The sequence below is a fragment of the Methylobacterium sp. UNC378MF genome (assembly GCF_900103195.1).
GTDB lineage: Bacteria > Pseudomonadota > Alphaproteobacteria > Rhizobiales > Beijerinckiaceae > Methylobacterium.
Map to the genome: position 1 here is coordinate 40,958 of NZ_FMWU01000032.1, position 24,575 is coordinate 65,532.

Sequence of the window (24,575 nt, forward strand, 5' to 3'; positions counted from 1 at the left end):
CCAATCCTAGAACAGGTTGCGCAGCAGCGCGTCGGCGGTGAAGCCGACGAACAGAATCAGCCCGGCATCCCGGTTCGCCCGGAATAACGCGAGAGCCCCGCGCCCGTCCCGTTCGCGCAGCGACAGGACCTGCCAAGCCAGATGGCCGGCAAAGGCAGCGGCTCCCAGATACCCGATGAAGCCCGCCCCGGCCCCACGGGCCGCCAGCATCACGAAGATCGCCGCCAGCGCGTAGCAGATCCCCACGGCAAGTCGCACGTGCCGGCCGAACAGGCGGGCCGAAGAGCGGATCCCCGCGATTTCATCGTCCTCGATATCCTGCACCGCGTAGATCGTGTCGTATCCGATCACCCAGCAGAGCGCGCCCGCGTAGAGCAGGAGCGCCGGCGGATCGAGGCGGGCGAACACGGCGGCCCAACCCATCAGCGCGCCCCAGGCAAAGGCGAGGCCCAGAACCGCCTGCGGCAGCGGCATGACCCGCTTCATGAACGGGTAGATTGCTACCGGCAGCAGCGAACAGAGGCCGATGATGACCGCCTCGGCGTTGAACTGCAGCAGGACTGCCAGTCCGATCAGCGCCTGCATCACCAGAAACAGGGCCGCATGGCGCGGGCGCACCTGCCCGGAGGGCAGCGGACGCAGGCGCGTGCGTTCGACCAGCGCGTCGAGGTCGCGATCCGCAAGGTCGTTGTAGGTCGAGCCCGCCCCGCGCATCGCCACCGCGCCAATCAGGAACAGGAGGCAGTGCCACGGATCAGGGAAGGCCTGATCCGCAGCGATGGCCGCCAGGGCGGCCGACCACCAGCAGGGCAGGAGGAGGAGCCACCACCCGATCGGCCGGTCGATCCGGGCAAGGCGCAGATAGGGGCGCCAGGGCCGCGGCGCCAAGCGATCGACCCAGTGTCCGGAGACGGAGTCGGCTGGCCGCCCATCGTCAAGCGCCGTCCCGTTCATCGATCGGATCTCCGGTCGTGCCACACGTGCGTCCCCCGCCGTTGCAGAGGGGGACCCATGCCGGATCCGTGATCCTCTCAAACGGTCTTACAGAGCGCCCTGCGGCAGCTTGAAGCTGCCGGTCAAGCCCGGACCGCCAAGCAGGCCACCGCCACCGCCACCGGCCTGAGCCTGGGCCTGAGCGCGAGCCTGCGCCTCCATCTTGGTCGCCTGGGCAGCGACGCTGCAGATCTTGGTGCGGATACCGCTGACCTTCATGTGGTCAGCCTTGAAGCCCTCGGCGAATGAATCGGGGATCGAGCACCATTCCTTGTTGGCCGAGATCCACTTCATGCCCTCGGCGCCGTTACTCTGAAGCTTCCCGAACAGGGCACAGGCCTCCTGCGGGGTCATCTTCTTCTTGGACTGCGAGGCCGCGTTGGCCCGGCCGACCAGCGCCTTGCGCTCGGCCAGCGTCTTCTGAATCGCGCCGCATTCCGGCGCCGCGCTCTGGGCGGAGGCCGCCGTGCCAAACAGGACGGTGCCAGCCAGCACCGCAGCCCCCAGAGTGAAGCTCCCCTTCGCCATTCCGCAACTCCCTCGACGCCCCTGCCGAATCCGCACCCGGCCGGCTTTCTTCCGTTCTCCTGGGTTCGCCATAGGATTGTGGCGTCAATCGAGCGGCAAACCGGCTGCGCCATGCACCGGTGGACCGGCTGCGAAAAACCGGCCTTCGTAACCATTCGGCAACACTTTCGGGCGCGGACGGTCCGTTGACAGTCGTGTCGACCCGCGCAACCACGCTGCCATGCCGGCCTATGACTTCACCGCCCCGCGCCTCCATGTCGCGGCCGATCTCGCCGCGGGCGTGATTCTCCCCCTCGACCGGGCCCAGGCCAACTACCTGCTCAATGTGCTGCGCCGCGGACCGGATGATCCGGTCCTCGTCTTCAACGGTCGCCATGGCGAATGGCGCGCCCATCTGGTCCAGACCGGCCGGAAGGGGGCCGATCTGCACGTTGCGGCGCAGACGCGCCCGCAGCCGGAGCGCGCCGACCTGCATTATCTCTTCGCACCGCTGAAGAGCGCCCGCCTGGATTATCTCGCGCAGAAGGCGGTGGAGATGGGCGCCGGCACCATTCGGCCGGTCATCACGCGGTTCACGCAGGGCGACCGCGTCAACATGGACCGGCTGCGGGCCAACGCCGTCGAGGCTGCCGAGCAATGCGGCATCCTGGCAATTCCCGAATGTCCTGAGCCTGAGCGACTCGCGCCGGCGCTCGCGGCGCTCGCGTCCGAGCGGCTTCTGGTGTTCTGCGACGAGGACGCTCCGGTCCGCGATCCCGTGCAGGCCCTGCGTGCGGCCGCCAATCCATCGGACTCGGTGCCGCTCGCCGTGCTGGTCGGTCCGGAAGGCGGCTTCTCGGACGAGGAGCGGGCGCTGATCCGGGCGCGGCCGAACACCGTCGCGCTTTCCCTGGGGCCGCGCATCCTGCGAGCCGACACGGCCGCCGTCGCCGTCCTGGCGCTGGTGCAGGCGGTGCTGGGTGACGCCCGTTGAGGCGGCACTGGACCAATCCATGTGCGCGGGCGCACATAGAGGCCTCGGCGAGGGCGATTGTTTCCTACGATCAGACGTGAAGCGGGGCACCTGCCGAGGCCGCCGCGTTGTGGGTTCCCGGCGGCTCGATTATGTCCCGGAGCGGACGCCGCCTGCGCCACGTGCTCATCGGGGTCGGGGGCGGGTGTCCGCCCGGATCCCGCTCGCGAGGGCGGGTTTGGACCGGGTGGATCCGCCGGAGTAGTTCGGCGCGCCCATTCCCAGGCACAGGTCAGACGCGGGCAGGCAGCGCATGGCGCGCGACAGCAACGATACCACGCCGCTCACCACGCGCGCCGAACTGGTCGAATGGTTCGCGGCGGGCGAGAAACCGCGCGCGCGCTTCGCGATCGGCACCGAGCACGAGAAGATCCCGTTCTACCGGGAGAACCGGGCACCGGTTCCCTATGAGGGCGGCAACGGTATCCGAGCGCTTCTCGACGGGCTTGCCCGCGAGACCGGCTGGGAACCGATCCTCGATCTCGGCAACATCATCGGCCTGTCGGCGGAGGCGGGCGGCGCGATCTCGATCGAGCCCGGCGGCCAGTTCGAGCTGTCCGGTGCGGCGCTTCCCGACGTACATGCCACCGCGGCGGAACTCGCCACGCATCTCGCTGCCACCAAGCGGGTAGCCGATCCCCTGGGCATCGGCTTCCTGACGCTGGGCATGAGCCCGAAATGGCGACGGGACGAGACTCCGGTCATGCCCAAGAGCCGCTACCGGATCATGGCCGGCTACATGCCGAAGGTCGGGTCCCTCGGCCTGGACATGATGCTGCGTACCGCCACCGTGCAGGTGAATCTCGACTTCGCCTCCGAGGCCGACATGGTGCGCAAGATGCGCGCATCCCTGGCGCTGCAGCCGGTGGCCACCGCACTCTTCGCCAACTCGCCCTTCACCGACGGCCGGCCGAACGGCTTCCTCTCCCGCCGGTCCGAGATCTGGCGCGACACCGATGCCGATAGGACCGGGATGCTTCCCTTCGCCTTCGATTCGGGGTTCGGCTACGAGGCCTATGTCGATTGGCTGCTCGACATGCCGATGTACTTCGTCAAGCGGGGCGACACCTACCACGATGTGTCCGGCGCCTCGTTCCGCGACCTGATGGCCGGCAACCTGCCGCAACTCCCCGGCGAATTCGCGACGGTATCGGACTGGGCTAACCACGCCTCCACCGCCTTCCCCGAGGTGCGGCTCAAGCGCTTCCTGGAAATGCGCGGCGCCGATGTCGGCGATCCGGGCATGATCGCCGCCCAGGCGGCCTTCTGGGCCGGGCTCCTCTACGACGAGGTCGCCCTCGATGCGGCGCTCGACCTCGTGAAGGGGTGGAACACGGCCAACCGCGAGGCCGCGCGTGCAACCGCGCCGCGCCTCGGCCTGGCAACGCCGGTGGCCAACACCACGCTCGGTGCTGTCGCCGCCGAGGCCCTGGCCATTGCCCGAGCGGGGCTGCGGGCACGCGGCCGCCGCGACGCCGAGGGGCGGGACGAGGCGATCTATCTGCAACCCCTCGAGGCCATCGTCGCAGCGGGCCGGACCAGAGCCGAGGATCTGCTCGCTGACTATGAACGCCGCTGGGGCGCCTGCGTGCGTCCGGCCTTCACCGAATGCGTCTTCTGAGCGCTGCCTGACTGATCGCGGAATCCGGAGCGAATCACAATCCGAACGTGCTAATGGAACGTTCCATCGGGCTTCGAGCCTTGGAGGGGCCGTATCGTGATTCGCATCCTTGCCCTCGTCCTGCTTGGGGTGGCGTCCTTGTCTGCGGGTGTGGGTGCAGGTCAGGCCGCTGACTTGGGGCGCTTCGAGGCTCCCGGTCCGTCGCCCGCGCCTGGCCGCTGGCATAACGGACGCGACGGCCGCATCGCGGGCACCGTGGCCGCACGCGGCCGGCCGCAATACAGCTATTACGGCGAGTACGGCTATCCCGCACCCTTCGGCTACGGCTACGCCTACGCCCCGGTGCCGAGCCACGGCTTCGACTATGGCTATTCCGGCCCGCGCTATGCCTGGACTGCGCCGGACAGCTATTATGGACCGGCCTTCGGCTATTACGAATGGTGAGGGTGGCGGCTGGCGTTGCGACGTGGGGATGCCTATGACGCGCCGGGGGGCGGCCTCAGCGCTGGCTCGGGAGCTTCCGGCGTGCGGGACGAGGATGCGGACTGCGTCGATCTCGACCTCAGCGGCCTGAAATGTCCGCTCCCGGTTCTGCGCACGCGCAAGGTCCTGCGCAGCCTCGCAGGCGGCCGAACCCTCGTGGTGACCTGCACCGATCCACTGGCCGCCCTCGACATCCCGAACCTCGTGCGGGAGGAAGGCGCCCGCCTCGACGCCGTCGAACGGCTCGAGGGGCCGCTTGAGCGACGCCTGCGCTTCCGCATCACCGTGTCCGCAAGGCCGCCGCATTCCTGAACGATCCGTCAGCCTTCCGGAAGCAAGGTGGGATTGGAATGGCAGCGAGGATCGGGGGCGTGCGCCTCGTACACGACGGTTGGGCGCGCTACCTCGTCGCCGAGGTGATGCAGGAGGATGGGACCCGCATCACGCGGGAGATGGAGGATCACGGCCGCGCGGTCGCGGTGCTCCCCTACGATCCGGAGCGGCGGGTCGCCACGCTCGTCTCGCAGTTCCGGGCGCCGGTCCTCTATTCCGGCGGACCACCGAGCCATATCGAGGTGCCGGCCGGTCTCCTCGATGAAGGCGACTCCGCGGACGAGGCGCGGCGCGAGGCGATGGAGGAGACGGGCTTGCGCCTGAGCCAGCTCGACTTCGTTGCCAGCACCTGGTCGATGCCGGGGATCTCCACGGAGCGGATGGACCTGTTCCTCGCCGCCTATGGCGAGGCCGACCGGACCGGGACCGGCGGCGGATTGGCCGCAGAGGGCGAGGCCGTGGCGGTGCACGAGATCCCGCTGCCGGAACTGGCCGCCATGGGTCGCCGTGGGGCGATCACCGACATGAAGTCGCTGACGCTGCTGTTCGCGCTCCAACTGCAGCGGCCGGACCTCTTCGCAGAGAGTCGCTGAGGTCAGTTGGCGCTTCGCCGCGTCCGATCCTGCAGGGCGAGGCCGATGAAGCGCCAGGACTTGATGAAGTAGCGGCGGAACAGCCGCCGCGGCGCCTGCAGGAACCGGTAGATCCATTCGAGGCCGAAACGCTGCATCAAGTCCGGCGCACGCGGCAGGAACCCCGCCGCGACGTTCAGGGCGTCGCCCACGCAGAACACCACCGGTTCGCCAAGCGCTTGGCCGTGCCGATCCACCCAGATCTCGGATTTGGGGGCGCCGACTCCCATCACCAGCAGCGTGGTCCCGTGGGCACGGATCCGTTCTGCCAGGGCGCGGCTGTAAGCCGGATCGTTCTCGAAACCGAAGGGCGGCACCGCGCTGGCCACGGCTCCGGACCGAAGGCCCGCTGCCTGCAGCCGGGTGGCAAGCGCGTCCGCCGCATCCTGGCGGGCGGAGACGAAGAACACCCGCTGCGCGAAGTTCGGCGGATCAGCCAGGATGCAGCCCAGGAGATCGTGGCCTGTGATCCGATGCACGGGCTGGGCGCAGGCCTTCCGCGCCAGCCAGACCAGGGGCATCCCGTCGAGGGTCCTGGCCGCGGCGCGCGCGTAGGCCTCGCGGAACAGGGCATTCTCGCTGAGCTGGACGATATGATCGACATTCGCCGTGACGATCATCCGCGGCCGGCCGTCCCGCCGGGCCGCAATAGCGGCTAAGAGGGCCTCCGCGGAACCGGTATGGAATCGATATCCGAAGAGCGCGACGGTCGTGGCCGTCTGCGGCGACCCGGATGCCGTGGTAGCCGGGGCGCTCATTGTCTGTGCCTCCCCGCGGACCGGATCCACGGCGCCCAGGTAGAGACCGATCTCCCCGATGTCACGCATCGGCGGCCCGGAAGCTCGCAGCCGGCCGGGTGGCGGCGCGCCGGTGGCGGCGGCGGTCGCTGTCGGCGCCGAGGAGCAGGGCGATGCCGGCGCCGAGGAGCAGGCCGAGGACCAGGGCCACAGGCAGGACGATCTTGGGTGAGGGCGGGAAGGTCCGCTGGCGCGCCGGTGTCGCGGCCGAGATAATCCGGACGTTGGTGGTGTTGAGCCGCTCCTGCTCGCTCGCCTCGCGGGCGCGCTTCAGGTAGGCCTCGTAGATGCCGCGGCGGGCATCGAGGGTGCGCTCCAGCTCGCGCAGGCCGACGTAGGCCCGGTCGCTGCTGGCCGTCTCGCTCTTCACCCGGTCGAGACTGGCCCGGATCGCCGCCTCGCTGGCGGCGGCGCGATCGTAATCCTTCTGGGTCGTCTCGATGATCCGCTCCTTCTCGCGCTGGATCAGGCGCTGCAGGTCGCGCTGCTGGGCGTATTGCTCGGCCATGGCCGGGTGGCGCTCGCCGAGGCGGGTGGCGAGTTCCGCGGTGTTGCGGGACAGCGTGGCATATTGCTGCCGCAGAGCCTGCATCTCGAGGGATTGCAGCATCTCCGGCAAAGCGGTGCTGGGATCGGACGAGCGCATCCGGCGCGCCTGATCGAGGCGCGACTTCGCCTCGGCCGTTTTGATGGAGGCGGTGACGAGCTGCTGGTTCAGGTCGCCGAGCTGCTGGTCGGTGAGCAGGCGGCCGCTGGCGGCCACGAGCTTGTGATCCTCGCGGTAGCGGACCACGGCGCCCTCTGCCTGCTCGACGTCCCGCTTCAGGCTGCTGAGCCGCCCGGCCAGGGCCTCGGAGGCGCGGCGCGCGGTCTCGGTGCGGGCTGCGGCCTCCTCGGCGAAGTAGGCGTCGCCGATGGCATTGGCGATGCGCGCGGCCTTCTCGGGATCGCGGGACTGCACCGAGACGTCGATCACGAAGGTCCGCTCGGCCCGCCGGACGCTGAGCCGGTTCTGCAGCGTGTCGAGGGCGGTGTTGACGGGGTCGCGGCTCGCCGGCGGGGGCAGCATGCCCAGGGCGCCCTTGATCCAGGTGAGCGTCGGGTTGTCGCCGTCCGGCAGGACGAACTCCTCGTCCTGATCGAGACGGAGCTTGGCGATCACGCGGCGCAGGACGCTGTCGGACTGGATCACCCGCACCTGGCTCTCGGCGATCGAGACGCCGCTGTCGGCCTGGGGCTGGCGCGCGTTCACGTCGTTCTCGACGACCCGCAGGTCGCTGGGATCCACGAGAACCTGGATGCTGGACGTATAACGCGGCGGGATCAGGCCGAGCAGGGCGACCGCCACGGCGACCATGAACAGGCCGCCCAGCACGATGAAGCCGCTGCCGCGCCACAGGCGCCGCAGGATCACGCGGCTGTCCGGCGACGGCGTGACCTGCGGCAGCACCATCCGGACGGGCTGGTCGCCGCTCATCCGTGTCGAGAAGTCGAACATACGCCTCGCTCCCTGACCTGCCCGGGCGGAGACCACCGCCCGTCGCCCTCTGCATCGCCCGTCCCCTTTCTGACCAGCTTCGTGCCGATCCGGAACAGGTGCTCGCCCGAGGCGTCGCCTTCTTCGGGAGCCCAGCAATCAGCATACCGGACCAGTCGTATCGTCCCGATGTGGCTCTTGCGTCAGGAAGCCCGCAGATATCGCTTACCGATGCGATCATGAGTGTCACGATAACAGAGCACGTAAAGTTCCCGATTTGCTGGGGACGACGTGAACCGCCTCAGGCGATGCCACCCCGTGCGACAATTGACTCCGGCGCCGCGTAGGCGGCCGGATCGCCCGCCAGGAATTGTTGGAAGCGCCGGCCGTCCTCGGCCGCGGTCGCGTTCCAGCGGGCCACGTTGGCTCGGCTTGCCGCCGCCGCGCGGGCCGGGCCGCCTTCCCGAAGCCAGGCGCCGACGGCCCGGGCTGCTCCGTCGGGATCCTCCGGCCGGATGAGCAGGCCGGATGTCCCCAGCACCTCGCGGAACACCGGGTCATCCGGCGCCACGACCGGCAGGCCGCCATGCTGGACTTCCAGCAGCGGCAGGCCCAGCCCCTCCGCCATGGAGGTGGAGACCAGCAGGTGGCACGACCCGGCGAGGGCACGCAGCTCTGCGTCGGCGAGGTACCCGTGCCGGTGCAGGAATGGCGGCGGCGCCTCCAGGAAGGCGTGCCGTCCCCAGCCGACCCGGCCGACGAGATGGAGTTCCGCCGGGATACCGGCGCGGATCAGCGCCGCCGTCAGGGCGAGGGTCGCCGGATAGTTCTTGCGCGGCTCGATGGTCCCGATGGCGAGGAGCCGCAGCGTTCCGCCCGGCCCGTAGGCCGCCGGTCCCGGCAGGTCGCCCAGGCCGAAGGCGTCGCGGACGGGGGGGCGCAGCAGGGCGACGCGGGCGCGCGCCGCGCAGAGCCCGCGCACGGCCGCGCCGGTGGTGCGGCTGTTGACGAACAGGTTCGGGCACCAGCGCAGGGCGAGGGCGAAGCTCGGGCTCATGTAGATCCGGCTGCGCAGGCTCAGATCCGCCTTCCGCGTCAGGAGGAACGTGTCGTGGACGTAGAGCAGGCACCGCGCTGCCGCGACGGCGCAGAGAGGCCCCGGTGGGAAGCCCGGGAACAGGAACAGCGCGTCCCGGTCCAGGAGCGCCCGCGCCGGGAGGCCGACGTGCTGCGCGGCGATCATGTCCGGCAGGGAGCCGGCGGTCACCGGCCGCACCGTGTGCGGAGCGAGCCTGTCCGGGGCGAAGAGGTCGAGGGTGACCCGCTCGATCCCCGTGACATGGGCCCGCAGATGGGTCTGGTCGAGGTAGATCCGCCGCCGCACCATATCGGGATCCGCCTTGCCGGCCGTCATGGCGCACGCCGCCGCAGCGCGCCGGCAAGATAGAGGCACCGGCGCACGAAGAGCGGCATCCGGCGCCCGAACATCATCTGCTTGGCCCGCCGCAGCCGGCGAACGAGCGGCGGCGAGACCGCCGGAACGGTGCCGGTCGCGCCAGTCCGCAGATCGGCCGCGAAGGGGAAATGCCCGAGCATCGCGGGTGCGAAGCATGGATGGGTCGCGCCCTCCGACAAGCCCTGTCGCCGGAACACCGCCTCCAGGGACAGCGCTGCCGCGGCCGGGCTGTAGCGGCTCTCCAGGGCGATGCGCGCAAAGGCTCCGAGACGCGTGCGGGCCTCCCGGTCACCGACCAGGGCGGCCAGGGCTTCGGCGAGGGCGCCCGGCCGCATCGGCACGAGGCGGCCGGATACGCCGTCGATCACCGCCGAGGTCAGCCCTGAGGTGCGATAGGCCAGGGTTGGCACGCCGCACAGGCCGGCTTCGATGGGCGTCTGCCCAAGAGTCTCGTGACGGCTCGCGGTGACGTGGAGGTCGCAGGCGCCGTACCACGCCGCCAGCATCGCCTCGTCCGCGATGAGGCCGGGCGCGAAGAGGTTCGCGACGCCGAGCCGGGCCGGATCGTCGAGCCGGCCGATCGCCACCACGCCGACGCCCGGCCCCGCTACGGCCTGCAGCGCCGCTCGGAGATCGGCAAAGCCCTTGTCGGGCCCGTCGACGATCACCGAGGAGACAAGGATCAGCACGTCGTCGGGCGGCAGGCCGAGGCGGCCGCGCAGCTCCGCGCGATCACCGGGCCGGAACACGGCGGTCGGGAAGGCGAGGCGGATCGGCTCGACCACAGTTCCGGGCGGCGCGAGTTCGCGAGCCCGCGCCAGCGTCCAGTCGGAATTGGCGAGCAGCCAGGGAGCCGGCGATGGGGTCGCGGATACCCCTGCGGCGCCGGCCAGCACCGCGCGCTTGCGGCCATGCATGCCGGCGATCCGGCCGGGCGCCAGCTGCGGGTATTCGTCCGGGCTGGGGCAGGCCGCATCGCAGCCGATCGCGGCGCGTCCGCATGCGCGCGGATGGGCGCACCGGCCCGTGAGAGGGAAGAGGTCGTGCAGCACGAGGCCGACCGCTCCCTGTCGGGCCAGACGGCCGACGACGTCGAGGCTGCGGGTGGCGCCGTGCAGGTTGCCGGCGAGGACGAGGTCCGGGGCGGCCTCCGCGATCGCCGCCTCCGCCCGGGGGAAGACGTCGCGCCACTCGGCAGCTTCGGGGCGGCCGCTCAGGATGATCTCCGCAACCCGATGACCCGCGAGGGTCAGCGCCTCCGCGAGCCGGCGCTGGGCCACGCCGGCGCCGCCCTGGGTGCCCGTCCCGGTGAGCGACACGATCGACAGGCCGTCGCCGGGCGGAGGCAAATCCGCATGCAGCCTGTGGAGGAGCGCCGGACGGCCGATCAGGCTCCGCCGGTTCCCGGCAATCCTCGACCAGGCGGCCGCTTCATGCAGCATACCGTCGGCGTCGAGGACCGCGTGGGCCGCGACGGCGTTGCGCCGCCAGAGGATCCCGCCGCCCGCAGGCACGCGGCTGCCGATCGCCTCCGCAGGACAGGGTCCGTCGAGGCCGCGGACGGCGTCGTCGAACAGGACGCGCAGCCCCGCGACCGCGTCGCCATCGGTGAGCGACGCCTCCAGCGCCAGCGCGATCAGCGCCCCCGGTGCGAGCAGGTCGCCGGCGCTGAGCCAGAGCAGGTGGTCCGGACCGGGATCGGCCAGGATGCGCTCGACGGCGGCGCGGGCGGTTCCCGGCGCCAGCACGTCGTGCCGGAGTTCCGGATAGTCCTGTCGCAGGACCGACGCGACGGTCCCGGCCGGCGCCGCGCCTGCCCGGGCCACCGTGACGATCCGGATCCGCGGCCATGGTCGCCCGTCGGGCAGCGACGCCGGACGAGCGGGGCCGGGGGCTTGGCGCCCGAACGGCCAGCCGGCGACGCCGTGGGCAGGCGATGCGATGTCTGCGGCGTCGGTCAAGGCGGCTCTGACGGCGGCTCGGGTCTCGTGCGGGGCGGCAGCGTGGACCGGAAGGTTGAAGATTGCCTCTCGGTGCCGGCGGCGTGTCAGCCGTCCACGCGGATCCGGGCCGGGCCGGACTCGAGCCGGCCGATGCGGGCGGCTGCCGGGTAGCCGGCCTCGCGGATGCGCGCGAGGATCGCCTCGGCCCGGTCGGACGAGCAGGTCACCAGCAGCCCGCCCGAGGTCTGCGGATCGGTCAGGAGGTGGCGGCGCCAGTCCGGGAAGTCCTCCGGCAGGTCGACCGCCTCGCCGAACGCCGCCCAGTTCCGGTGCGAGGCGCCGGTGACGGCGCCCGCGCGCGCCAGCGCCTCCGCCCGCGGCAGCAGGGGGAGGGCATCGGCCTCGAGGGTGAGCGTGAGGCCGGCGCCGCGGGCGATCTCCAGGCCGTGACCCAGGATGCCGAAGCCGGTCACGTCGGTGAGGGCGTGGACGGCGGGATCGGCCGCCAGTTCGGGTCCGATCCGGTTGAGCAGGGTGGTGGTGGCGATGAAGTCGCGGTAGCCGGCCTCGTCGAGGGTCGCCCGCTTGATCGCCGCCGAGTAGACCCCGACCCCGATCGCCTTGGTGAGCAGGACGGCGTCTCCGGCCATCGCGTCGGCGTTGCGGCGCACCGCCTCGCGGCGGCAGGTGCCGATCACCGCGAGCCCGTAGATCGGCTCGGGCGCGTCGATCGAGTGGCCGCCCGCCACCGGGATGCCGGCCTCGGCGCATGTCTCGGCACCGCCCCGCAGGATCCGGGCAACGACCTCCGGGTCGATCTTGCCGAGCGGCATGCCGAGGATCGCGAGCGCCAGGATCGGGCGGCCGCCCATGGCATAGACGTCCGAGATGGCGTTCGTCGCAGCGATCCGGCCGAAATCGACGGGGTCGTCCACCATCGGGGTGAAGAAATCCGTGGTGGCGATGATGCAGGTGCCGTCCTCCAGCTCCCACACGGCCGCATCGTCCGCGGTCTCGTTGCCGACGAGGAGCCGTTCGAACGGGCCGGCCGCCGGCTGCTGGGCGAGGAGCTGGCGCAGGGTGGCGGGGTCGAGCTTGCAGCCGCAGCCGCCGCCATGGGCAAGACTGGTCAGCCGGGGGGCATCGGTCATCGCTGATCTCCGTTCCGGATGTCCTGGGCCGTTCCCGGGTCAGTATCGCGTCGTCAGCGCGTTGAGCCAGTCCGGGGAGGCCGCGACGGCCGCGGCCTCGACCCGCTTGTCGAGCCCGGTCAGCACCAGCAGCCCGAGCAGCACCATCACGGCGCCCAGGGCGGACTTCGCGGCCCGTCCGGCCGCGGCGAGACCGCTGCGCCAGCGCAGCAGCGCCTCGCGGGAGACGAAGCCCAGCAGCATCAGGGGGGCCGCGGCCCCGATCCCGAAGGCCAGCATCGTCACGGCGACGCTCCCGAGATGCTCGCCCCTTGCCGCCATGAGCGAAGCGGCGCCGAGCGTCGGTCCCACGCAGGGGCTCCAGGCGGCGCCGAGCAGCAGGCCCACCGCGAATTGGCCGGACAATCCCCCCGCGCCGAAGCCGCCGAAGCGTTCCTCGGCCCAGGCTCCGACCGGACCCGCCGCCGTCGCGACCCCGGCCTGCAGCCGCGGCACCATCAGCACCACGCCCAGCAGCACGAGGAGCACCGCGCCGGCGCGCCGGAACACGTCGCCGTCCAGGCCGAGGGTGAACCCGATCGTGGCGACGAACAGCCCGATCGCCGTGAAGGCGATCGAAAGCCCGGCGGCGAGCGCCACCGGGCCGAGGCGATGCTCCGCGGCCGCGGTGCCGAGCACGATCGGGATCAGCGGCAGCACGCAGGGCGAGAGCACCGACAGGAGACCGGCCAGGAAGGCGAATCCCACCGTTCCGAGCATGCCCTCGCGCTCCCGATCCCGCTCGCCGGGCGGAGGTCTCGTCCCTGCCGCGCGGGCCGTCAACGCGCCAGGCGGACGCGGGGCCGCGGGAACAAGGCGGCCGCCGGCCGATTTCGGCGGCAGTCCCGTGGCGTTCCCGGGCGAGGCGGAGCAGACCGGTGGCCATCTTCTTCACGGGCGACACGCATTTCGGCGATCCGCGGGCGCTGCGCTTCGACCACCGGCCCTATCCGGATCTCGCGGCCCACGATGCCGGGCTGATCGCGGCCTGGAACGCGACGGTCGCGCCCGGCGACACGGTCTGGCACCTCGGCGACTTCGCCCTCGGGCCGAGCGGCGCCCGGATCCGCGAGATCCTCGCCGGCCTGAACGGCGAGAAGCACCTGATTGTCGGCAACAACGACGGGCCCGATACCCTCGACGCGCCCGGCTGGGCCTCGGTGCGGCACTACGCGGAAGTCGCGGTCGAGGGGCGGATGGTGGTGCTCTGCCACTACGCGTTCCGGACCTGGAACGGCATGAGCCGGGGTGCCCTCAACCTCCACGGGCACAGCCACGGCAAGCTCAAGCCGATGCCGAAGCAGTACGATGTCGGCGTCGACCCGATGGGGCCGGCCCCCGTGCCGCTCGCCGCGATTCTGACCTCCCGCCTGCGCCGGAAGCAATGATTCGGGTCGGAACTTTCACATGAGCTTCACCGTTTCAGCGGACAGAAAGGGAGTGGACCCGTGCCGCTCCGAGAAACCAGGTCGATCCGCCTGCGGATCGACCTTCACAAGCCGTGTGTGAGTGTTCCCGTGAGTGCCATGTCGGCCACTCTGACCCGTTGCCTCGCCAGCCTTCTGGCAGGCCTCGCCCTGACTTCCGCGGCGTCGGCTGTGCCGGCCTGCATCGAAGCCCAGCGCAAGGTCGACGAGGCCAATGCCCTGCGCTTTCAGGCGCGTCAGGAAGCCCGCCTGGGCAATCATGACCGCGTCTGCGACACGCTCGACGAGGTCGGCGACCGCTACGACGATGCCCGCGACGCATTCGAGCGATGCGGCGAGGGCGTCGTGGCGATCGATCTCCGCAGCGAATTGCGGGGCCTGCGGATCGCCAAGAAAATTAACCGCTGCGATTGATCGGGTGCGCGCCCGCACCTCGGACACCCCGTTCCTGCAGCATCACCCCGATACGCGCGACACAGGTCGCCGAAAAGGTTCTGCGCCCATGACCCCCGCCACGCTTTCGAACGAGATCGAGCCTGCCGTGACCCGCACGGGCCCGTCCTTCGCGGCCGCCCTCTGCGGCTTCGTCAGCACCACCGTCGCGACGACGATGCTGCTCATGCTGATCGGCACGTTCTGATCACGGCGCGACCGACCAGAACCGCTGGCGGTTGAACAGCATATCCTGGGAGCCGACCTTCGGAGCCGGCTCCGTCCGCCGTCCGCAATCGGGCTCGGCCGGCTTCGTGACCGCCGCGAGGGTTGCCGGAACCGCCGCGGGAACCAGGCCGAGGCGGGTCTGAACCTCCGGCTGCCGCGCCGCCGCGATGGTCAGCACGCAGGCGATCAGACCGCCGGCCACAGTTCCGAGAACGAAATTCAGCATCGGGGATGGGATCCGGGGGCCGAGTCCTTGAGGCCACACAGCGTGGTTGATAAGCAACCCGGCGGCATCATGGCGGATCTGACGCTCACGCGCTTTTAACTCCTGGTCTGCGACAGCTACGCGCCAGCTTGCCGCCCAGGCAGGCCCGACGACGGGGCTGGACCGCCGATGAACTACGCCGCCAACGCCTACGCCAAGACCTCCCACAGCGCGCTGACGCCCCGCGAAGCCGAATCCGCGGTCCTGCTGAAGGCGGCGCAGAAGCTGATCGGTGCCAGTCAGGGCCTCGCCACCGGCGACACCGGACGCATGAACGAGGCGCTGACCTACAACCAGCGCGTCTGGACGCTGCTGACCTCGGAGGCGACATCCGACGAGAACCCGCTCCCCAGCGACGTCAAGCAGGGCGTCGGGCGCCTGGGCGTGTACGTGCTCCAGAGCTGCATCGACGCGATGATCGCGCCGACGCCGGAGAAGATCGCCACTTTGGTGTCGATCAACAATCACATCGCGGCCGGCCTCCAGGGCAATCCCGGCTGAGGCCCGGCGCCTCTCAGGGAGCCGCCGGAGCCTGTGCCTCCGCCACGGGCACCGCGCCGGCGGTCTCCCATTCCACGAGCTTGCGGCTCAGCTTGAGCGCCCGGTAATACTCGCCGGCCTCGACGGCCTCCGCGATGGCGGCGATCTGCGGCGCTGCGGCCGGCGCGAGCCCGAGCAGATCCGTCGCCTGCCGGAAGAACAGGTCGATGCTCGGCGTCGGATCGTCGGCGAGGTAGATGACCGTCAGCGTCAGGTGAAGACGCTTACAGACCGTGTCGGCCTCGGTCTCCGTGATGATCTCGCTCTCGCGCAGGAACTTGCACTGCGTCTCGATCAGGAAGGTCGAGCGCCGGTCGCCGTTGCGCAGCAGCGCGCCGTTGATGATCAGCCTCTCGAACGGCTTGAGTTCCAAGCGCAGGGGCATCGGGCGTTCCTTTCTAGAAGACCCGGCCATTTCATGCGCGAACCGTTAACGTTTTGAGAACTCCCATCCTGCGCGCCGCCGTTGCGGTCGCGGGCGATGGTGATAAACTCAGACAAGTCAGGTCGCGACGGATGCGGCGAGGAGGTCCGATGACGGCTCGACCCGATCAGCGTGCCCGGTATCCGAGCCTCGCCGGCAAGCGCGTTCTGGTCACCGGCGGCGCCTCGGGGATCGGGGAAGCGCTCGTCGAGGCCTTCGTGGGGCAGGGCGCGCGGGTCCTGTTCTGCGACATCGCGGAGGATGCGGCCCGCGCCCTGGTGGCGCGCGTCGGGCCGGGAGCCGTGCACGCGCCGCTCTACCGGCACTGCGACCTGACCGATGTCGAGGCGGTCCGCACGCTGGTCGCGGAGGCGGATACGGCCCTGGGCGGCCTCGATGTCCTGATCAACAATGCCGGAAACGACGACCGCCACAGCCTCGCGGAGGTGACGCCCGCCTACTGGGACGACCGGATGGCGGTGAATCTGCGCCATCTGTTCTTCGCCGCCCAGGCGGCGATTCCGGCGATGCGGCGCGCGGGCGGCGGCGTGATCCTCAATTTCGGATCGATCAGCTGGCATCTCGGGCTCAAGGAGATGCCGCTCTATCAGACCGCCAAGGCGGCGATCGAAGGCATGACCCGCGCCCTGGCCCGCGACCTCGGCCGCGACAACATCCGGGTGGCGACGATCGTGCCCGGCAACGTCCAGACGCCCCGCCAGGAGAGGTGGTACACGCCGGAGGGCGAGGCGGAGATCGTCGCCGCACAATGCCTCGACGGCCGGATCCAGCCGGCCGATGTCGCCGCCTTGGTCCTGTTCCTGGCCTCGGACGATGCCCGGATGTGTACGGGCCACGGCTATTTCGTGGATGCCGGCTGGCGCTGAGCCGGGCGGGTCAACGCTCCGGCGCGGCCCCCGCGGCCGACCGCGCCGGCCTGTCCCGGCGTCGCAGGAGGCGGCCGTCGGTGGCGGCGAGACCGACGGCGAACAGGACCATGCCGGACAGGTGGCGGGCGTCCACACGCTCACCGAGGACCAGCGCACCCGACAGGATCGCCGGGACCAGGACCAGGACGGTGACCCGCGACAGGTTCGTCGCGCCCGCCCGCGCCCGGATCCGGAAATAGACGACACAGACGAGGTTCAGGGCGAGCGCGGCGATCCCGACCCGGCGGAGCACCAGGGTCAAGGGCGGCAGCGCCGAGAGGGCCGACGCCCGTGAAGAAGAACGGGTCATCCCACAGGACCGAGAGACCGACCAGCATCGCCCGGTCGGACGTGGACATGCTCGGATGACCGGCGGGTCGCATGACGAAGCTCCTGGAGAACAGGGCTCATGCTGCGACGGTATCGGGCGCGCCAGCATCCCGATTCCTGCTCTGGAACCGGCCGCGGCGGCGTGTCGATCCTCGATCCCGGGACCCACGAAGGAGGGGCCGCGCCAGAGGCCGATGAGGAGATGGGACTTTCCGACGCCGCCTCACCCCGTCGTCCCGGAGCCGCGCAGGGGAATCCGGGATCCGGCCACGCCGACGTGCCAGAACAGGGCGCCGTCGGTGGGGCGGGGTTCCGGGCTCGCCTTCGGCAGCCCGGAATGACGGCGCGGCGCATTCGGTGCGAGACAGTGACGCGCGGACTAGTCCTGCCGTTTGTGACGCCCCGAACCGGCAGAGGAGGGCGCCACTTCCCAGCAGCCCCCGAGGACGCTGTCCTTCGAACCCGCACCCGCGCAGAGGCGCGGCCGTCGAGTGCCGAAGGCCGACGCGTCAGCCGCGCAAGGCCGGACGGCTCAGTCGCACGTCTCCTTCTTCACGGTCTTCGTGTCGCCCATGTCGTTCTCCTTGCGCACCGTCTTGGTCACGCAGCCGTCGCCATGCTCATGAACGGTCACGGACTTGGACTCGGAGGCCGGACGATCGACGACGACGGCGGGCCGGTCGCGCTCGATGACGGTGGTCTGGGCCTGCGCGGCGGCGCCGAGGCTCAACAGGGCGGCGGTCGCGAGGAAGGTCATGCGCATGCTGAAACTCCAATACCGATTTCGGTACCGGGTAACGGCCATGCCAACTTGAGCGTTCCGCGGATTCTGAGGGCCGAAGGCGGGCCGAACCCGTAGGAAACTTGGCTCGGCCCGCGCGCCGTTCGGCCTGAAGCGCAGCCGGAGCGACGGCGCTAAGGACCGCGGAACCGGCGCCGATTCAACCCCGGTGAACTACGTGCGCGGCCCAGCCGGAGCTCAGCCGCCCGTCATCGGCGGGAAGAAAGCGATCTCGCGGGCCCCCGCGATCGGCGCGTCCGGCTTGGCATGAGTCCGGTCGATCGCGGCCCGGACGACGCCCGGATCCTCGAAGGCGTAGGCATATTCCTCGCCCCGGCCCCGAAGCCACCCGACCAGATCGGCCACGGTGGCGACCTCCGGCGGCGGCGCCAGCTCCTCCTCGGGGCGGCCGATCCGCTCGCGGACCCAGGCGAAATAGACGAGCTTCATCGCATCACCGTAGCCAAGGCAGGGTCGGAACCGCGCATCCCGCGAGCAGATCCGTCAGCGCGGATCGTCGATGACGTGCTTGATCCCGGCCCGCATGTAGTCCCAGCCGGTCCAGAGCGTGAGCGCGGCGGCGAGCCACAGCAGCGTCAGCCCGATCGACTCGGTCCCGGGCAGCACCGTCTCGCCCGCCGGGCCGGCCACGAGGAAGCCGAGGGCCAGGAGCTGCACGGTGGTCTTCCACTTCGCGATCCTGCTGACCGGCACGCCGACCTTCAGCTCGGCGAGATACTCGCGCAGGCCGGAAACCAGCACCTCGCGGCACAGGATCACGATCGCCGCCCAGATGTTCGGGCCGGCGATGGTGTGATCCGCCGCCAGCATCAGCAGGCAGGCCGAGACGAGAAGCTTGTCGGCGATCGGATCCAGCATCCGCCCGAGCGCCGAACTCTGATGGTAGGTCCGGGCGACGTAGCCGTCCAGGTAATCGGTGATCGCAGCCGCGACGAACACGCCCAAAGCCGTCCACCGGGCGGTGTGGGATTCGGGCCAGAACAGAAGCGCGACCATCACCGGCACGGCAACGAGGCGCCCGTAGGTCAGGCAGTTCGCGAGCGTCCAGGCCGGCGACCGTCGTCGGGGAAGGACGGCGTTCATCGCTGGGGTGAAATCAGAGCGCGGCCCGGGCGTCAACGCCCCGGGACCGGGCTCGGCCATCGCGGCCGGGTTCTCAGGCGCCGGCATGGAAGAAGTCGTAGACCGCCCGCGCAGTGGCGGCGTTGACGCCCGGGGTCTTGGCCAGATCCTCGAAGGCGGCGCTCTGGATCGCCTTCACCGTCCCGAAGTGATGCAGCAGCGCGCGTTTGCGGCTCGGCCCGATTCCGGCGATCTCGTCCAAGGGGTTCCTCACCATCTCACGCTTCCGCTTGGCTCGATGGCTGCCGATGGCGAAGCGGTGCGCCTCGTCGCGGAGCCGCTGCACGAAGTAGAGCGTCGGATCGCGCGGCGGAAGCTTGAAGGGCGGCCGACCGGGCACGAAAAACGTCTCGCGCCCGGCATCCCGGTCGCGGCCCTTCGCGACGCCGATCAGCGGTACTCCCGAGACGCCGACCTCTTCCAGCGCCGCCCGCGCGGCATCGAGCTGGCCCTTGCCGCCGTCGATCAGCACGAGGTCCGGCCAGGCTGGAAACGCCTCGCTCTCCTCCGCCGGGGCCGGACCTGGCTCCGGCGCGCCGCCCTCGGCGGCCGCCGCATTCGCCTCGCGCTCGGTCCTCGGCGCCTCCTTCACGAGCCGCTTGAAGCGTCGCTGCAGCACCTCGCGCATCATGCCGTAATCGTCGCCCGGGGTGAGATCCTCGGACTTGATGTTGAACGTGCGGTAATGCGTCTTCATGAAGCCCGTCGGGCCGGCGACGATCATGCCCCCGACCGCGTTCGTGCCCATGATGTGCGAATTGTCGTAGACCTCGATTCGGCGCGGCGTTCGGTCGAGTGCGAAGGCCTGGCCGAGGGCTGTCAGCAGCTTGCCCTGGGAGGCCGTGTCGGCCAGGCGCCGGGCCAGGGCTTCCTTGGCGTTGCGCTGGGCGTAGTCGACGAGGTTCTTCCGCTCGCCGCGGCTCGGCCTGTGGATCTCGACCCGGTACTCCACGCGGCTCGACAGCGCCGCCGCCACCAGCTCGGCATCCTCGATCGTGTGGCTCGTCAGCACGGTCCGCGGCGCCGGCTTGTCGTCGTAGAACTGGCCGATGAACGAGCCCAGCACCTCGTCGGGGGTCATGGTCCGGTCGGCCTTCGGGAAATACGCGCGGTTGCCCCAGTTCTGGAAGTTCCGGAAGAAGAACACCTCGATGCAGAACTGGCCGGCCTGCTCGTCGAGGGCGAACACGTCCGCCTCCTCGACGCCCTGCGTGTTGACCCCCTGAACGCCCTGGATCGCCGAGAGCGCGGCGATCCGGTCCCGGAAGCGGGCGGCGCGCTCGAATTCCATCGCCTCCGAGGCTGCCTGCATCTCGGTGCGCATCCGGTCCTTCACGGCATTCGACTTGCCCGCCAGGAACGCACGGGCGGAATCCGCCATCGCGGCGTAATCCTCCTTGGCGATCTCGCCGGTGCAGGGGCCGGAGCAGCGCTTGATCTGGTAGAGCAGACAGGGCCGGGTGCGGTTCTCGTAGTAGCTGTCGGTGCAGGTGCGCAGCAGGAAGGCGCGCTGCAGGGCGTTCACCGTCCGGTTCACCGCCCAGACGCTGGCGAAGGGGCCGTAATAGTTGCCCTTCCGGCGCCGGGCGCCCCGGTGCTTGACGATCTGCGGGGCCGGACCGTCGTCGGTGACCAGGATGTAGGGAAACGACTTGTCGTCCCGCATCAGCACGTTGAAGCGGGGCTTCAACTGCTTGATCAGGTTGGCTTCGAGAAGCAGGGCCTCGGTCTCGGTCGCGGTGGTGACGAACTCCATCGCCGCCGTCTGCGAGATCATCCGGGCGATGCGGTTGGAGTGCGCCTGGCCCCGCGCGTAGGAGCCGACCCGCGCCTTCAGGTTCTTGGCCTTGCCGACATAGAGGACGTCGCCGCGATGATCGAACATCCGGTAGACGCCGGGCGAGGTCGGCAGGGTCGACCAGAACCGGCGGATCACCTCGGTGCCGGCCTGGACGGCGCCCGGCTCAAAGTCGAAGTCGATCTCCGGCGCCTCCGAATCGGGGAGGCCGGCTTCCGGCTCGTCGGCGGTCTCGTCCCGCTCGGCGTCCCGGCCGTCGTCGAAGGTGTCGGGGGGCAGGTCTGTCAGGGCTCTGCGGCTCATACCGCAGATCTAAGCGTTCCGGACCGCCAGGGGGACCGGGGCGGCGACAAAAATCGCGCGCCCGGCCCGATCGGTCAATCGAACAGCGAGTCGATGTCGCTCTGGTCCACGTGGCCGATATCGTGGTCGAGCTTGGGCCCGTTGAGGAGCGAGCTCTCGTCGTCCAGGGAGGTCGGCACCGGCATGACGGTGATGAGCTCCTTGAAGCTGTCGAGCTCCGACCACGTGGCGATCAGTCGGTCGAGGTGCTCCTCGATGAACTTCATCACGCTGACGATCTTGGTGATCCGCTGGCCGGTCAGGTCCTGGAAATTGCAGGCCTCGTAGGCGGTGATCACGCGCTCGAGGATCACGTCGACATGCGGCTTCACGCCGGGCGGCAGCGTCGCGGCGTTGAGCATGCCGGCGTGGCTCTCGATCTCCTCGATCGCGCCGAGCAGCTGCGTGGTGGCGCGCTCCGTCGAATCGACCACCGCATCGAGTTCGTCGGCCGCACGCCGCATGCCCTTGCCGGTATTCTCGGTCCGGTGCAGCGTCGCCAGCTCCGACTTGGTGCGGGTGATCGCCTCCTTCATCACGTCGAGTTCCGTGCGCATCGCCAGCGCCTCGTGCAGCTCGCGGCGACACGACTCGATGGTCTCGCTCGCGCTCATCTGCGTGACGCGGCGCAAGTCCTGGATGGCGCTGAAGATTTCCTCGAGCCGCGCGCTCGATGCGGTGAGGCCTGGCTCAGGCGGGGGAGCCACGGCAAGCCCGAGGCTGTCTTCGATGCGATAGCGCTTCTGGGTCATCGTCCGGGCGTGAGCGTTCGTGTTCGGTCGACGCAACTCTCTACCACATCGGTTAGCGGACTGTGACCGCCAAGCTTTTTCCGGGGCCTTGGCGCGTTCGATCGCGGGCGCGGCGCGCGGCTTAACCCGCGATTCACGCTGGCGCCGCCTGACGCCGGAGAGGCCGCGCTTCCGCAGCGATTCACCACGTTCGTTCACCTGATTCGGTAAAATGCCGCGGGATTGTTCGCGGGCCGGGAGCACGAGCCCCGGCGCGGGAGCGTGCGGCGATGCGGGGTTCAGTCCGATTCGGAATGGGGGTGGCCGCGGCCGCGCTCGTCTTGTGCAGCCCGGTGCAGGCGCAACAGGCGCGCTACGCCGAGGGCGGCTACGGCGGCGGCCTGATCGAGTACCTCGTCACCGGCCAAGCGGGCGGGGACGGGCGCGCCTGGCCGCGGCGCTCCGCGGCGCCGCAGCGGGTCGCGGCCTATTCCGGCGACCTTATTCCGGCCGAGCCGGAGCCCGCCCAGGCCTACGGCCAAGCGTCTGGACAGGCCTATGGACAGGCTTACGGCGCGCCGCCCGCGGCCGTTTACGGAGCGCCCCAGGCGGATCCGAGCCGGATCGCCCGTGCGGTCGCACCCGAATACCAGCGCCAGGAAGTCGCCTTCGCGGGGCGGCAGAAGCCCGGCACGATCGTGATCGACACCGCCGCCAAGCACCTCTATCTCGTGCAGGGCGGGCAGCGCGCCCTGCGCTACGGGATCGGCGTCGGCCGGCCCGGCTTCGCCTGGAGCGGACTCAAGACGGTCAGCCGCAAGGCGGAGTGGCCGGACTGGACGCCGCCGCCCGAGATGCTCGCCCGCCGCCCCGATCTGCCGCGCCACATGGCCGGCGGGCCGGAGAACCCGCTGGGCGCCCGCGCCCTGTATCTCGGCTCGTCGCTCTACCGCATCCACGGCACCAACGAGCCCAACACGATCGGGCAGTCTGTCTCGTCGGGCTGCATCCGGATGATGAACGACGACGTCATCGACCTCTACGACCGCGTGCCGGTGGGCGCGCGCGTCGAGGTGCTCTGAGCGCCTGTCGGCGCCGCCCGATCGCGGGCCCGCCTCATCCGGATACGGGAAGGCCCGGCCGCGCCTGACGCGACCGGGCCTTCTGCGTCTGAAGCCGGCTCGATCAGGTCCAGTCGCTGTCGTCGCCGCCGCCCAGGTCGCCGCCGAAATCACCGCCCGGATCGCTGTAGCCGGCATCCTGGAGGCCGCCCAGATCGCCGCCGCTGTTGTCGAGGGCCGAGCCGAGATCCTGGTTGCCGCCGTCGCCGTAGTAATTGTTGACGATGGTCTCGCCGCTGCCGCCGCCGAGGCCGGCCGCCGCCGCGCTGCCGAGGCTCGAATGACCGCCCGCGAAGGCGTTCGAGAGGGCGCTGCCGAGGAGCATGCCGCCCGCCGCGCCCGCCGCCATCGGCAGGGCCGTCGCCATGAAGCCGCCGCCCCGCGCCGGAGCCTGCGGCTGCCCGCCCCACGGACCGCCCTGCTGCTGCGGGTAGCCACCCTGCTGCGGGTAGCCCTGCTGCGGATAGCCCTGCGGCGCGCCACCCTGATTGCCCCAGGGCTGACCGGCCGGACGCGGCTGGCCGTAGCCGGGCTGGGGCTCCTGGCGCTGCTGGCTGCCGCCGCCGAAGATGCTCGACAGGAAGCCGCCGCCCCCGGCGGGCTGGGCCGAGGCCGCCTGGCTTCGGGCCTGCTCCAGCTGCTGGTTCAGGCTCTTGATCGCCTCTTCCTGCACGTAGATCAGCTGCGCCATCGCGTAGGGGGCGTAGGGCTGGGTGCGGATCTTGTCGGCGATGAAGCGCTCCGCCTCCGCATCGCGGGGCTGGGACTGCGCCTGCTCCAGCCGCTGGAAGATTCCCGAAATGACGTCGCGTTCTTCGCTGTTCATGGAGTCGTCCTCCTCGAATCTCACCCGCGGGCCCGAACGCGCCGCATGGCAGACACGACATGGGTGCGCGGCGACGCTTTGTCAGGGGGATTGCGAAAACTTCATGTGCGGGCCGTGAAATGCGAGAAGCCCGGCCTGGCGGCCGGGCTTCCCGTGTTCGGAGGCTGTGGGCGCGGCGCGAGCCGCGCCGGCGGGTGGATCCTAGAATGTGCCGAACTTGTAGTTCAGGCCGGCGCGGACGACGGCGAACTGGTCGTCGCGGCGGCCGACGCCGCTGTAGACGACCGGGAAGTTGTTGGCGGCGTTGATCACGAACGCGCCCTGGTTGCGGGTGCCGCGATCGAGGTTGACGTACAGGCCTTCGACCTTGAGCGTCACGGCCGAGGAGCGGAAGAAGTTCAGGAACGAGTCGGTAGGCAGGGCATACTCGATGCCGCCGCCGGCGGCCCAGCCGGTGCGGAAGCTGTCGTTGCCGGCAAAGCCACCGAAGGAGCGGTCGGCGCTGCCCGAGCCGTAGGCGAAGCCGCCGGTGCCGTACACGAGGGTGCGGTCGAAGGCGTAGCCGAGGCGGCCGCGGACGGTGCCGAAGAAGTCGAGGCTGGAGAGGCCGCGCGGATCGGTGAGGTAGTAGCCGGGGGCGACGGCGCCGGAGACGAAGGCGTTGTTCCGGTTGCGGCCGAAGTCGAGGTACTGGGCGTCGGCCTCGAAGCCGATCACGACACCCGAGCCCGGGGTGAACTGGTAGTTGTAGCCGATCTGGCCACCGCCGGAGAAGCCGTCCTGGCTGCGGTTG

The 24,575-nt window shown here is 70.5% G+C and carries 29 protein-coding genes; 11 read left to right on the forward strand and 18 right to left on the reverse strand.

The genetic code is table 11. The annotated features are described in order from the left end of the window. Positions 1–6: 6 nt before the first annotated feature. Together ubiA and BLT59_RS25815 are read right to left on the reverse strand one after the other, a co-directional pair. A complete protein-coding gene (gene ubiA, locus BLT59_RS25810; RefSeq protein ID WP_091787653.1) occupies positions 7–954 on the reverse strand; it encodes a 4-hydroxybenzoate octaprenyltransferase in 948 nt (315 codons plus the stop codon). 87 nt (positions 955–1,041) lie between these two features. Further along, the gene (locus BLT59_RS25815; protein ID WP_091787656.1) at positions 1,042–1,521 is read right to left on the reverse strand and encodes a hypothetical protein; all 480 of its coding nucleotides are present in this window, start codon (positions 1,519–1,521) and stop codon (positions 1,042–1,044) included. Positions 1,522–1,741: 220 nt separating this feature from the next. Between BLT59_RS25815 and BLT59_RS25820 the strand changes: the two genes are divergently transcribed. The 5 genes from BLT59_RS25820 to BLT59_RS25840 all read left to right on the forward strand — a co-directional run bounded on the left by BLT59_RS25820 (position 1,742) and on the right by BLT59_RS25840 (position 5,563). Further along, positions 1,742–2,494 carry a 16S rRNA (uracil(1498)-N(3))-methyltransferase gene (locus BLT59_RS25820; protein WP_091787659.1) on the forward strand — a complete coding sequence of 251 codons (753 nt, stop codon included), beginning with the start codon at positions 1,742–1,744 and terminating at the stop codon, positions 2,492–2,494. 292 nt (positions 2,495–2,786) lie between these two features. Next, positions 2,787–4,154 carry a glutamate--cysteine ligase gene (locus BLT59_RS25825; RefSeq protein ID WP_091787662.1) on the forward strand — a complete coding sequence of 456 codons (1,368 nt, stop codon included), beginning with the start codon at positions 2,787–2,789 and terminating at the stop codon, positions 4,152–4,154. 96 nt (positions 4,155–4,250) lie between these two features. After that, positions 4,251–4,598 (forward strand): hypothetical protein, encoded by a 348-nt coding sequence (locus BLT59_RS25830; protein WP_091787665.1) that lies wholly within the window; start codon positions 4,251–4,253, stop codon positions 4,596–4,598. Positions 4,599–4,679: 81 nt separating this feature from the next. Beyond that, complete coding sequence (locus tag BLT59_RS25835) at positions 4,680–4,949, forward strand: sulfurtransferase TusA family protein (protein ID WP_091787668.1); 270 nt, start codon at positions 4,680–4,682, stop codon at positions 4,947–4,949. Positions 4,950–4,987: 38 nt separating this feature from the next. Beyond that, a complete protein-coding gene (locus tag BLT59_RS25840) occupies positions 4,988–5,563 on the forward strand; it encodes an NUDIX domain-containing protein (protein ID WP_091787671.1) in 576 nt (191 codons plus the stop codon). A gap of 2 nt (positions 5,564–5,565) precedes the next feature. Here BLT59_RS25840 and BLT59_RS25845 read toward each other — a convergent pair whose 3' ends face one another. From BLT59_RS25845 to BLT59_RS25870, 6 genes are all read right to left on the reverse strand, one after another. Next, on the reverse strand, positions 5,566–6,222 hold the full coding sequence (locus BLT59_RS25845) for a WecB/TagA/CpsF family glycosyltransferase (RefSeq protein ID WP_244514145.1): 657 nt from the start codon (positions 6,220–6,222) through the stop codon (positions 5,566–5,568). Between the two features lie 199 nt (positions 6,223–6,421). Next, entirely contained in the window at positions 6,422–7,897 is a 1,476-nt protein-coding gene (locus tag BLT59_RS25850) for a GumC family protein (RefSeq protein ID WP_091787677.1), read from the reverse strand. A 280-nt stretch (positions 7,898–8,177) separates the two neighbouring features. Further along, entirely contained in the window at positions 8,178–9,290 is a 1,113-nt protein-coding gene (locus BLT59_RS25855) for a glycosyltransferase (protein ID WP_091787680.1), read from the reverse strand. Further along, positions 9,287–11,293: a glycosyltransferase gene (locus BLT59_RS25860; RefSeq protein ID WP_091787683.1), complete on the reverse strand. Its 2,007-nt coding sequence runs from the start codon at positions 11,291–11,293 to the stop codon at positions 9,287–9,289. Before BLT59_RS25860 ends, BLT59_RS25855 begins: the two co-directional genes overlap by 4 nt. 86 nt (positions 11,294–11,379) lie before the next feature. Continuing rightward, complete coding sequence (gene selD / locus BLT59_RS25865; protein ID WP_091787687.1) at positions 11,380–12,426, reverse strand: selenide, water dikinase SelD; 1,047 nt, start codon at positions 12,424–12,426, stop codon at positions 11,380–11,382. A 39-nt stretch (positions 12,427–12,465) separates the two neighbouring features. Then, entirely contained in the window at positions 12,466–13,185 is a 720-nt protein-coding gene (locus BLT59_RS25870; protein ID WP_091787690.1) for a cytochrome c biogenesis CcdA family protein, read from the reverse strand. A 158-nt stretch (positions 13,186–13,343) separates the two neighbouring features. Between BLT59_RS25870 and BLT59_RS25875 the strand changes: the two genes are divergently transcribed. The 3 genes from BLT59_RS25875 to BLT59_RS31495 all read left to right on the forward strand — a co-directional run bounded on the left by BLT59_RS25875 (position 13,344) and on the right by BLT59_RS31495 (position 14,532). Next, positions 13,344–13,853 (forward strand): metallophosphoesterase, encoded by a 510-nt coding sequence (locus BLT59_RS25875; protein WP_091787692.1) that lies wholly within the window; start codon positions 13,344–13,346, stop codon positions 13,851–13,853. A 138-nt stretch (positions 13,854–13,991) separates the two neighbouring features. Further along, complete coding sequence (locus BLT59_RS25880; protein ID WP_244514146.1) at positions 13,992–14,306, forward strand: hypothetical protein; 315 nt, start codon at positions 13,992–13,994, stop codon at positions 14,304–14,306. Between the two features lie 88 nt (positions 14,307–14,394). Continuing rightward, entirely contained in the window at positions 14,395–14,532 is a 138-nt protein-coding gene (locus BLT59_RS31495) for a hypothetical protein (protein ID WP_173009271.1), read from the forward strand. Here BLT59_RS31495 and BLT59_RS25885 read toward each other — a convergent pair whose 3' ends face one another. Next, positions 14,533–14,778, reverse strand: a complete 246-nt coding sequence (locus tag BLT59_RS25885) for a hypothetical protein (protein ID WP_091787699.1) — start codon at positions 14,776–14,778, stop codon at positions 14,533–14,535. It lies immediately after the preceding gene. A 168-nt stretch (positions 14,779–14,946) separates the two neighbouring features. Between BLT59_RS25885 and flaF the strand changes: the two genes are divergently transcribed. Further along, positions 14,947–15,318: a flagellar biosynthesis regulator FlaF gene (flaF, locus tag BLT59_RS25890; protein WP_091787702.1), complete on the forward strand. Its 372-nt coding sequence runs from the start codon at positions 14,947–14,949 to the stop codon at positions 15,316–15,318. 13 nt (positions 15,319–15,331) lie between these two features. Here flaF and BLT59_RS25895 read toward each other — a convergent pair whose 3' ends face one another. Next, positions 15,332–15,742 (reverse strand): flagellar biosynthesis repressor FlbT, encoded by a 411-nt coding sequence (locus BLT59_RS25895; RefSeq protein ID WP_091787705.1) that lies wholly within the window; start codon positions 15,740–15,742, stop codon positions 15,332–15,334. Between the two features lie 149 nt (positions 15,743–15,891). Between BLT59_RS25895 and BLT59_RS25900 the strand changes: the two genes are divergently transcribed. Next, positions 15,892–16,668, forward strand: coding sequence for a D-xylose 1-dehydrogenase (locus BLT59_RS25900; protein ID WP_091787708.1), 777 nt, complete (start codon positions 15,892–15,894; stop codon positions 16,666–16,668). 10 nt (positions 16,669–16,678) lie between these two features. On the opposite strand, the gene BLT59_RS31500 is transcribed toward BLT59_RS25900, so the two are convergent. The 6 genes from BLT59_RS31500 to BLT59_RS25930 all read right to left on the reverse strand — a co-directional run bounded on the left by BLT59_RS31500 (position 16,679) and on the right by BLT59_RS25930 (position 21,856). Further along, on the reverse strand, positions 16,679–17,020 hold the full coding sequence (locus BLT59_RS31500; RefSeq protein WP_091787711.1) for a hypothetical protein: 342 nt from the start codon (positions 17,018–17,020) through the stop codon (positions 16,679–16,681). A 552-nt stretch (positions 17,021–17,572) separates the two neighbouring features. Continuing rightward, positions 17,573–17,803 (reverse strand): hypothetical protein, encoded by a 231-nt coding sequence (locus BLT59_RS25910; protein ID WP_091787715.1) that lies wholly within the window; start codon positions 17,801–17,803, stop codon positions 17,573–17,575. 216 nt (positions 17,804–18,019) lie between these two features. Continuing rightward, on the reverse strand, positions 18,020–18,271 hold the full coding sequence (moaD, locus tag BLT59_RS25915) for a molybdopterin converting factor subunit 1 (RefSeq protein ID WP_091787718.1): 252 nt from the start codon (positions 18,269–18,271) through the stop codon (positions 18,020–18,022). A gap of 54 nt (positions 18,272–18,325) precedes the next feature. Beyond that, the gene (pgsA, locus tag BLT59_RS25920) at positions 18,326–18,925 is read right to left on the reverse strand and encodes a CDP-diacylglycerol--glycerol-3-phosphate 3-phosphatidyltransferase (protein ID WP_173009270.1); all 600 of its coding nucleotides are present in this window, start codon (positions 18,923–18,925) and stop codon (positions 18,326–18,328) included. Between the two features lie 73 nt (positions 18,926–18,998). Next, positions 18,999–21,065 (reverse strand): excinuclease ABC subunit UvrC, encoded by a 2,067-nt coding sequence (gene uvrC, locus BLT59_RS25925; protein ID WP_091787724.1) that lies wholly within the window; start codon positions 21,063–21,065, stop codon positions 18,999–19,001. Between the two features lie 74 nt (positions 21,066–21,139). Next, the gene (locus BLT59_RS25930) at positions 21,140–21,856 is read right to left on the reverse strand and encodes a protein phosphatase CheZ (RefSeq protein WP_091787727.1); all 717 of its coding nucleotides are present in this window, start codon (positions 21,854–21,856) and stop codon (positions 21,140–21,142) included. 269 nt (positions 21,857–22,125) lie between these two features. On the opposite strand from BLT59_RS25930, the gene BLT59_RS25935 reads away from it, so the two are divergent. Then, entirely contained in the window at positions 22,126–22,917 is a 792-nt protein-coding gene (locus BLT59_RS25935) for a L,D-transpeptidase (RefSeq protein WP_091787729.1), read from the forward strand. A gap of 103 nt (positions 22,918–23,020) precedes the next feature. Here BLT59_RS25935 and BLT59_RS25940 read toward each other — a convergent pair whose 3' ends face one another. Together BLT59_RS25940 and BLT59_RS25945 are read right to left on the reverse strand one after the other, a co-directional pair. Further along, entirely contained in the window at positions 23,021–23,782 is a 762-nt protein-coding gene (locus BLT59_RS25940; protein WP_091787732.1) for a DUF2076 domain-containing protein, read from the reverse strand. A gap of 201 nt (positions 23,783–23,983) precedes the next feature. After that, on the reverse strand, positions 23,984–24,575 hold a 592-nt coding region (locus BLT59_RS25945), incomplete at its 5' end, for an outer membrane protein (protein WP_091787736.1).

Bases quoted from the DNA above. Each gene is read 5' to 3' on its own strand.
- ubiA (WP_091787653.1), bottom strand. From the start codon at position 954: ATGAACGGGACGGCGCTTGACGATGGGCGGCCAGCCGACTCCGTCTCC.
- BLT59_RS25815 (WP_091787656.1), bottom strand. From the start codon at position 1,521: ATGGCGAAGGGGAGCTTCACTCTGGGGGCTGCGGTGCTGGCTGGCACC.
- BLT59_RS25820 (WP_091787659.1), top strand. From the start codon at position 1,742: ATGCCGGCCTATGACTTCACCGCCCCGCGCCTCCATGTCGCGGCCGAT.
- BLT59_RS25825 (WP_091787662.1), top strand. From the start codon at position 2,787: ATGGCGCGCGACAGCAACGATACCACGCCGCTCACCACGCGCGCCGAA.
- BLT59_RS25840 (WP_091787671.1), top strand. From the start codon at position 4,988: ATGGCAGCGAGGATCGGGGGCGTGCGCCTCGTACACGACGGTTGGGCG.
- BLT59_RS25845 (WP_244514145.1), bottom strand. From the start codon at position 6,222: ATGATCGTCACGGCGAATGTCGATCATATCGTCCAGCTCAGCGAGAAT.
- BLT59_RS25850 (WP_091787677.1), bottom strand. From the start codon at position 7,897: ATGTTCGACTTCTCGACACGGATGAGCGGCGACCAGCCCGTCCGGATG.
- BLT59_RS25855 (WP_091787680.1), bottom strand. From the start codon at position 9,290: ATGACGGCCGGCAAGGCGGATCCCGATATGGTGCGGCGGCGGATCTAC.
- selD (WP_091787687.1), bottom strand. From the start codon at position 12,426: ATGACCGATGCCCCCCGGCTGACCAGTCTTGCCCATGGCGGCGGCTGC.
- BLT59_RS25870 (WP_091787690.1), bottom strand. From the start codon at position 13,185: ATGCTCGGAACGGTGGGATTCGCCTTCCTGGCCGGTCTCCTGTCGGTG.
- BLT59_RS25880 (WP_244514146.1), top strand. From the start codon at position 13,992: ATGTCGGCCACTCTGACCCGTTGCCTCGCCAGCCTTCTGGCAGGCCTC.
- BLT59_RS31495 (WP_173009271.1), top strand. From the start codon at position 14,395: ATGACCCCCGCCACGCTTTCGAACGAGATCGAGCCTGCCGTGACCCGC.
- BLT59_RS25885 (WP_091787699.1), bottom strand. From the start codon at position 14,778: ATGCTGAATTTCGTTCTCGGAACTGTGGCCGGCGGTCTGATCGCCTGC.
- flaF (WP_091787702.1), top strand. From the start codon at position 14,947: ATGAACTACGCCGCCAACGCCTACGCCAAGACCTCCCACAGCGCGCTG.
- BLT59_RS25895 (WP_091787705.1), bottom strand. From the start codon at position 15,742: ATGCCCCTGCGCTTGGAACTCAAGCCGTTCGAGAGGCTGATCATCAAC.
- BLT59_RS25900 (WP_091787708.1), top strand. From the start codon at position 15,892: ATGACGGCTCGACCCGATCAGCGTGCCCGGTATCCGAGCCTCGCCGGC.
- BLT59_RS31500 (WP_091787711.1), bottom strand. From the start codon at position 17,020: ATGACCCGTTCTTCTTCACGGGCGTCGGCCCTCTCGGCGCTGCCGCCC.
- BLT59_RS25910 (WP_091787715.1), bottom strand. From the start codon at position 17,803: ATGCGCATGACCTTCCTCGCGACCGCCGCCCTGTTGAGCCTCGGCGCC.
- moaD (WP_091787718.1), bottom strand. From the start codon at position 18,271: ATGAAGCTCGTCTATTTCGCCTGGGTCCGCGAGCGGATCGGCCGCCCC.
- pgsA (WP_173009270.1), bottom strand. From the start codon at position 18,925: ATGAACGCCGTCCTTCCCCGACGACGGTCGCCGGCCTGGACGCTCGCG.
- uvrC (WP_091787724.1), bottom strand. From the start codon at position 21,065: ATGAGCCGCAGAGCCCTGACAGACCTGCCCCCCGACACCTTCGACGAC.
- BLT59_RS25930 (WP_091787727.1), bottom strand. From the start codon at position 21,856: ATGACCCAGAAGCGCTATCGCATCGAAGACAGCCTCGGGCTTGCCGTG.
- BLT59_RS25935 (WP_091787729.1), top strand. From the start codon at position 22,126: ATGCGGGGTTCAGTCCGATTCGGAATGGGGGTGGCCGCGGCCGCGCTC.
- BLT59_RS25940 (WP_091787732.1), bottom strand. From the start codon at position 23,782: ATGAACAGCGAAGAACGCGACGTCATTTCGGGAATCTTCCAGCGGCTG.